We start from the raw sequence: 682 nt of genomic DNA on the forward strand, positions 1-682 counted from the left end.
TCGATCGACTTCGTCGATAACCCCTACCACGGCACGTACGCCGATAAGGAAGGTGAACTCTGCCGAATGCATGCCAAAGACGGGACAACGACGTGTCACCGGTACTGTACGGCGTATCTCGTCTCGAACGGCAAGCCGGTGACGTTGGCCATGACGTACGTCCGCAGTGATGAGAAGGAGGCCGACGCGGTCGAGCGCGTCCTCGACCGCGTCGAAGCCTCTCCCTTCGAGATAGAGCTTCTCTTGGCTGATCGTGGCTTCTATAACGAGCGTATCTTGCGTCGCTCACGGGAGATCGCTGCGACTGTCGTTCCTGTCCAAAAGAAGGGCAAGCGCATGAGAGAGAAATTGGACACACACTGCTCGTACATGACGACCTATCGGATGTACAAAGGCCGCGAGCGAGAACTAAAATTCCCGCTCGCGGTCGCTGTGTCCTATCATGCCGGAGATCGTGGGAAAAGTGGCGAGGTCGTTCGAGGATATGTGGCGTGCGATCTGGCTGATCGCACGCCGAAGCAAGTCGAACGACTCTATCGGAAACGATCGGCGATCGAGACGAGCTACCGTGTATTCCGCCAAGCGCGGGTAATAACAACGACACAGGATCCAGTCATCCGCTTTGCGTTCGTCTTGGTTGGATTCTTGTTGGAGAACCTCTGGCTTGTGCTTCGATGGGCGG

At 56.6% G+C, this 682-nt stretch carries 1 protein-coding gene; it reads left to right on the forward strand.

Annotated elements, in window-relative coordinates; all coding sequences use genetic code 11:
• On the forward strand, window positions 1-682 hold a 682-nt coding region (locus tag ACR3FF_RS27275), incomplete at both ends, for an ISH3 family transposase (RefSeq protein ID WP_458191238.1).

The sequence above is a fragment of the Haladaptatus ordinarius genome, from assembly GCF_054177595.1.